6 protein-coding genes are annotated in these 6142 nt (G+C 66.4%); all 6 read left to right on the forward strand.

Annotation, left to right across the window (positions count from 1 at the left end; all coding sequences use genetic code 11):
* The first annotated feature begins 171 nt into the window (after positions 1-171).
* Positions 172-756 (forward strand): protogloblin ApPgb, encoded by a 585-nt coding sequence (locus tag GEV06_14365; GenBank protein ID MPZ19079.1) that lies wholly within the window; start codon positions 172-174, stop codon positions 754-756.
* A gap of 162 nt (positions 757-918) precedes the next feature.
* Positions 919-1557, forward strand: coding sequence for a hypothetical protein (locus GEV06_14370; protein MPZ19080.1), 639 nt, complete (start codon positions 919-921; stop codon positions 1555-1557).
* Complete coding sequence (locus GEV06_14375) at positions 1500-1799, forward strand: hypothetical protein (GenBank protein MPZ19081.1); 300 nt, start codon at positions 1500-1502, stop codon at positions 1797-1799. The genes GEV06_14370 and GEV06_14375 overlap by 58 nt, the downstream gene beginning before the upstream one ends.
* 400 nt (positions 1800-2199) lie before the next feature.
* Positions 2200-3402, forward strand: a complete 1203-nt coding sequence (locus GEV06_14380) for an aminotransferase class I/II-fold pyridoxal phosphate-dependent enzyme (GenBank protein MPZ19082.1) — start codon at positions 2200-2202, stop codon at positions 3400-3402.
* Positions 3403-3780: 378 nt separating this feature from the next.
* On the forward strand, positions 3781-5124 hold the full coding sequence (locus GEV06_14385; protein ID MPZ19083.1) for a hypothetical protein: 1344 nt from the start codon (positions 3781-3783) through the stop codon (positions 5122-5124).
* A gap of 44 nt (positions 5125-5168) precedes the next feature.
* Positions 5169-6142: aminotransferase class I/II-fold pyridoxal phosphate-dependent enzyme (locus GEV06_14390; protein ID MPZ19084.1), on the forward strand; the 974-nt coding region annotated here is incomplete at its 3' end.

Below are 6142 nucleotides of genomic sequence, written 5' to 3' on the forward strand. Positions count from 1 at the left end.
GGGCCTCGATCTGGCGCCACTCACGAAATCGTCCCTGAACCATTTGGTCACTACCTTACCGAAAAGTGCATTCCTGACAAGGGGTTCCTTGCTGCGTAGGATTGATCCGACGGAGCACGATGAGTCCGAGTCTCCGGAAGATTGAATAGCCACGACCCCAGGAGGAACACGATGACCATCCCCGGGTACACGTACGGCACGAGTGCCGTGGCGCCCTCCCCTATCACGCTCGGCGACCTCGACCTGATGAAGAAGAGCGTCCTGTTTGGCGAGGAGGACGTCAAGTACCTCCGCCTCTCGCGGGAGGTGCTGCAGGACCAGGTCGAGGCGATCCTCGACGTCTGGTACGGCTTCGTGGGCTCGAACCCACACCTGCTCGCCTCGTTCACGGGCGCGCGCGACGGGAAGCCACTCGTGGAGTACTTGACCGCAGTCCGCAAGCGCTTCGGCCGGTGGATCCTCGACACGGCCGCAGCCGAGTACGACCAGAAGTGGCTCGACTACCAGCATGAGATCGGCCTCCGCCACCACCGCACGAAGAAGAACCGCACCGATGGCGCGGCCTCGACCGATATCGTGCCGTTCCGCAACCTGTTCCTGCTGGTATTCCCGGTGACATTCACGCTCAAGCCGTTCCTCGCCAAGAAGGGACACTCGGCCGAAGACGTTGAGAAGATGCATGCTGCGTGGATGAAATCATGCCTCTTGCAGGTAACGTTGTGGAGTCACCCCTACGTCAAAGACGGGGATTTCTGAGCGAGCCGAGGAGTTCCCCGGTGGAAGAGGGGGTCACCCAGATTCAGCGGAGGCAGAAGCCGCCGCGCAGACGCCGCCGACCGCGTCGCCTCCGTCTGCCAGGTTGGCCCGTCGGGCCCGGACGGACTCTGGCCGAAGACCTACACGCGCGAAGGCCGGCCGCTGCAGCTCGCCGACGGGGAGATCTACGGCGATCTGTTCGTGGCCGAAGCGCTGCAGGAATACGCCGCCGCGACGGGTGAAACGCGCTTCACCGACACCGCGCGGGACCTGTTCTTCAAGTGTGTACGCCGGTACGACCGGCCGGACTACCGGCCGGTCGTCGGCGAAACGTATCTGGGCCCAGGCGCACGGCCCATCGCCGGCGCACGCATTCTCGGCGTCTGGATGGTCCTGCTGCGCGTTGCCTCCCAAATGCTCGAGCGCCGCACGGACGCCGGGGTGGAACGGGTCGCCGACCGCGCCCTCACGGCGTTGCTCGACCATCACCTGCATCCGGGCTTCGGTCTTCTCAACGAGCTGCTCGAGCACGACCTGTCACGCCCCCAGAACGAGTACGCGCAACTCGTCTACACAGGCCACGCGATCGAGGTGCTCTGGATGGTGCTGGCCGAGGCACGCCGGCGCGGCGACCGTGCGTTGTTCGATCGTGCGGCCGGCCACGATCGGCGTCACATCGCCGTGGCGTGGGACGATGTGTACGGCGGCGTGTTCCGCAACCTGCAGCATGTCGATCGGAACGTGTGGCTGTGGACAAGGTGCTGTGGGCGCAGGAAGAGGTGCTCATTGGAACGCTCCTGATCGTGGAGGAGACGGGCGCGCAGTGGGCACAGGATGAGCTCGCGCGGATGCACCGGTACGTGACGGAGACGTATCCGCTCCGCGCGCGCGGCCGGCCGTCACCGGTCTGGATGTACGCCGGCGACCGCGCCATGACGATGGCATCATTTGACCGGATGCCGCCGCGCCTCGAAAACTACCACCATCCGCGGCACCTGATGCTGAATCTTCTGGTGTTCGATCGGATCCTGGAGCGCCGCTAGCCGATTCGCTGCCCCCAATCCAGCCGGTCATGGAGTTAAAAATCACTTGACAACTGCATTCTGGAGGAATACTACTCCGCTAACTAGTGTCCTGTAACAGCAATGCTGTTCACTTAGCGCCCGACCTAAAGGTCGGGCGTCTGCGTCGCCGGCACGTGGGGGGAGAAGGCCGCTCGGCTCGCACGGCTGGCGTTCCGCGCCGCACCCACCGTGACCGTGCTCGCCGGCGGCGGCGTCACGCTGGACGCCTGCGCCTGCTCGCTGCCGAAGGCGTGGCAGAAGCGCACGTCGGGCGAGCCACCCGATCGCCAGCGTCACCCACGGGCAAGGTGTCGGCGCGGAAGGTCGCGGCGTTGGTGGAGGCCGCCCGGGAATGCGCGCGATTGCTGGAGAAAGAGCCATGAACGTGAATGATGCACTCGCAATACACGGCGGCACGCCGGCCGTTCAGACGCCCGCCCCCCGCTGGCCGGAATTCGACGATCGCGAACGGCGCGCACTGGTCGCCGTGCTCGAGAGCGAGACGTGGGGCGGCTACCACTCATCCGTGGCCGAGTTGGAGAGCCGGATGGCGGCGATGCACGGCGGCCGGTTCGGGATTGCGGTCGCCAACGGCACGGTCTCGCTCGAGATTGCGCTGGCTGCGACTGGCGTCGGCCCCGGCGATGAGGTGATCGTCCCGCCAATCAGCTTTGTCGCGTCGGCGACGTCGATTGTGCGCGCCGGAGCGGTGCCTGTGTTTGCGGACGTCGATCCCGAGACGACCAACCTGGACGTTGAACGTGCATCCGAAGCGATTACCGAACGCACGCGTGCGATCGTGCTCGTGCACTTTGCCGGGTGCCCGGCGGATCTCGACGCGTTCGGCGCGCTCTGCCGAGAGCGGCAACTGGTGCTCATCGAGGACTGCGCGCACGCGCCTGGTGCCGCGTGGCGAGGCCGGCCGGTGGGCAGCGTCGGGGCGTTCGGGTCGTTCAGTTTTCAGGCCAGCAAGAACCTGACGGCCGGCGAGGGAGGCATGCTCATCACGAGCGACGCCAACCTGGCAGAACGTGCGCGATCGCTGATGAACCAGGGGCGCCGCGCCGGGGGAGCATGGTACGAGCACGTACGTCTTGGCACCAACGCGCGACTGACGGGATTCCAGGCCGCGCTCCTGCTGGCGCAGCTCGCGCGGCTTCCGGAGCAGAGTCGCCGACGGGTCACCGCCGCGGCCCGGCTGCGCGACGCGCTGCGTGAGATCGGCGGTGTGGTGCCCACGCCGACCTCGCTCGATCCGGGCATCGACGCCCATGCGTACCACATCTTCTCTATGCGGCTGGACACCGCGGCATTCGAGGGCGCGACCCGGGCAGACGTCATTGCTGCGCTGGCGGCGGAAGGCGTGCCCGTGACTGCCGGATATCCTCATCCGCTGTATCGCAATCCGTTGTTCGACGCGCATCGGCATCGCGTGGAGCCCTGTCCACACGCCGAAGCCTACTGCCGCGACAGCATCTGGCTACCGCACCACGCCTTGCTCGCGGCGCCCTCGTGGATGGACGAGGTGATTCGCGCGCTCCGGAAGGTGCGCATGGGTGCGTTCACAGTGCGGCCGCGCTGAGACGGCCACCCATTGACGGCGGACCGCAGAGCGTTACGGCATGTGTGCATCTACTGGAAGTCCTCGATCGAGCCATGCGACAGGGTTCCAGATTTATCGCATCAATTGCTGTTCCATGACACTTGATGAAGCTATACTCCCCGTAACGAAACGCCAGTCCGAGTGTCGGGGGACACGGCACGACCGAGGCCCCGGCTCCGCGGGGGATGATGGGCGCATTCAGGCAATTGCCGAATTCTTCCACACCGGCCTCCCGCCGGTTGACGTGGCTCAAGCCATCGAAGAGTTCGAGCTCATGACGGCCGCCCCAGTGAGCAAGGAGCGGAACGGCGCTGAAGTCTCGCGTGTGCGGCACGTCGACAGTGAGGGCCAAAGAGAATGAAGAGGCGAACTCTCCTGACGCTCATCGGCGGATCGGTGGGCGCGGCGCTTGCGTGTAGCCGACGGCCGGCATGGAGCGCGGCGGTAGCCGCTGTGGACATCACGCCTGCGGCGAAGATCTGGATGGCCGGGTATGCGGCGCGAACGCTGCCATCGCAGGGCGTGGCCATGCCGCTTCATGCCAAGGCGCTCGCGCTCGAAGACGAGCATGGTACGCGCGCGGTGCTGGTCACAGCCGACATCCTCGGGTTTACGGACCGGATTGCCGAGCGTGTGGCGACAGCCGCCGAGCGACGCTACGGCCTGCCGCGTGCGCGCCTGTTGCTGAACGCCAGCCACACGCACTGTGGGCCGGTTGTGGACGACATGCTGTCGGTGGCGTACGACCTCACGGCCGAGCAGCGCGCCACAATCCACGCGTACTCACGTGAGCTCGAGACAAAGGTCGTCGCCGTCATTGGTAAGGCGCTCGGACGGCTGCAACCCGCCACCCTGAGCGTCGGTCAGGGAACGGCAGGGTTCGCGGCGAACCGGCGTGTGGACGTCACGCCCGACGGTCCGGTCGACCGCGCGGTGGCCGTGCTTCGGGTGGACGGCTCGAGCGACGGACCGCTGGCCATCGTCTTCGGCTACGCCTGTCACAACACGACGCTTGGCGACGACTTCGTTCAGTTTCATGGAGACTATGCCGGGGTCGCACAGGCGGCGCTCGAGCGGCGGTACCCCGGAGCACGCGCGCTGTTTGTCACTGGTTGCGGTGGCGATGCAAACCCCAAGCCGCGCGGCACGCTGCAGCTGGTGGAGCGGCACGGGCAAACCCTCGCGGGTGTCGTCGCCAGCACCCTGGCGTCGATGACACCAGTGTCAGGCTCGCTCAGTGCCGCCTACGGCACTGTCGACCTGCCGTATGCGGACACGCCCGGGCGAGAGGTGTGGCAATCCAAGCTCGAGGACCCGGACCGATACGTGCGGCGCCATGCCAGCCTGATGCTGGAACAGCTTCAGCGCGATGGCGCGCTTCCCGCGGTTCAGCCAGAGCCGGTCCAGATATGGCGTTTCGGTGGCGACCTCACGCTGGTGGCGCTCGGCGGCGAAGTGGTGGTGGACTACGCGCTGCGCCTGAAGAAGACGTACGCGCCAGCGCGGATGTGGGTGGCCGGGTACAGCAATGACGTCTTCGCCTACGTCCCCTCCCGACGTGTGCTCGAGGAGGGCGGCTACGAGGGTGGCGGTGCGATGATTTACTACGGGAAGCCAAGCGCGTTTGCCGCGTCCGTCGAAGAGCGCATCCACGACAAGGTCGGCGATCTTATGCGGACCGCCACCCGCGCAACGGCGTGAGAACGAGGGACAGCGTGAAAGTCGATGTCAACCGTCGGACGTTCATGGGGGCGGTCACCGCTGGCAGCGCGGCGCTCTTCAGCCGTCGCGCCGCAGGAGACGAGAGCTCGGCACCGGCGATGCTCGGTGGAACACCCGTGCGTCGGGAACCGTTTCCGACGTGGCCCGTCGCGGACACGCGTGAGACGGAGGCGCTCGCCAGGGTGGTTCGGAGCGGCCACTGGTTCCGCGGCAGCGGTGAGGAGGTGAATCGCTTCGAGGCGGCGTACGCCAAGCTGACTGGGGCGCGGCACTGCTTGGCTACCGCCAACGGGACCAGCGCTTTGACTACCGCACTTCAAGCGATCGGGGTCGGGCCGGGCGACGAGGTGATCGTCCCGCCCTATACCTTCATCGCGACCGTCAACGTGGTGCTGCTGGCGCACGCGCTCCCCGTGTTCGTGGATACCGATATCGAGACCTTCCAAATCGACGCGCGAAAGATCGAGGCAGCCATCACCAAGCGTACGCGCGCCATCGTCCCGGTTCACCTCGGCCGCGCGGCCGCGGACCTCGACACAATCCTCGCCTCCGCGCGCGCCCGCAATATCCCGGTCGTGGAGGACCCGTGCCAATCGCATCTTGGCGAGTGGAAGGGCCGAAAAGTCGGGACCTACGGACGCGCCGGCTGCTTCAGCTTTCAGGCGAGCAAGAACCTCAACGCGGGCGAGGGCGGCGCGGTGCTGAGCGACGATGGCGAGCTCATCGAGGCCTGCTACGCGTTCCACAACAACAGCCGCGGGCGGAAGAGTACGGGGTACGACTTCTCGTACCGAAGTGCTGGGGCCAATCTCCGGCTGACCGAGTTCCAGGCGGCTGTGCTGATGGCCCAGATGACGCGATTGGAGGCCCAAGCGCGTGCCCGCGACGAGAATGCCCAAGTCGTGAACCTGCCGCTCAACGGCCGGAACTTCACGCAACTGACCGTGCAGGTGGCTGGCGTCGCGGAATCGCCGGGGAATGCGGCGGGATCTCATCT

Source organism: Luteitalea sp. (assembly GCA_009377605.1).
In the GTDB taxonomy this organism is placed as follows: domain Bacteria; phylum Acidobacteriota; class Vicinamibacteria; order Vicinamibacterales; family Vicinamibacteraceae; genus WHTT01.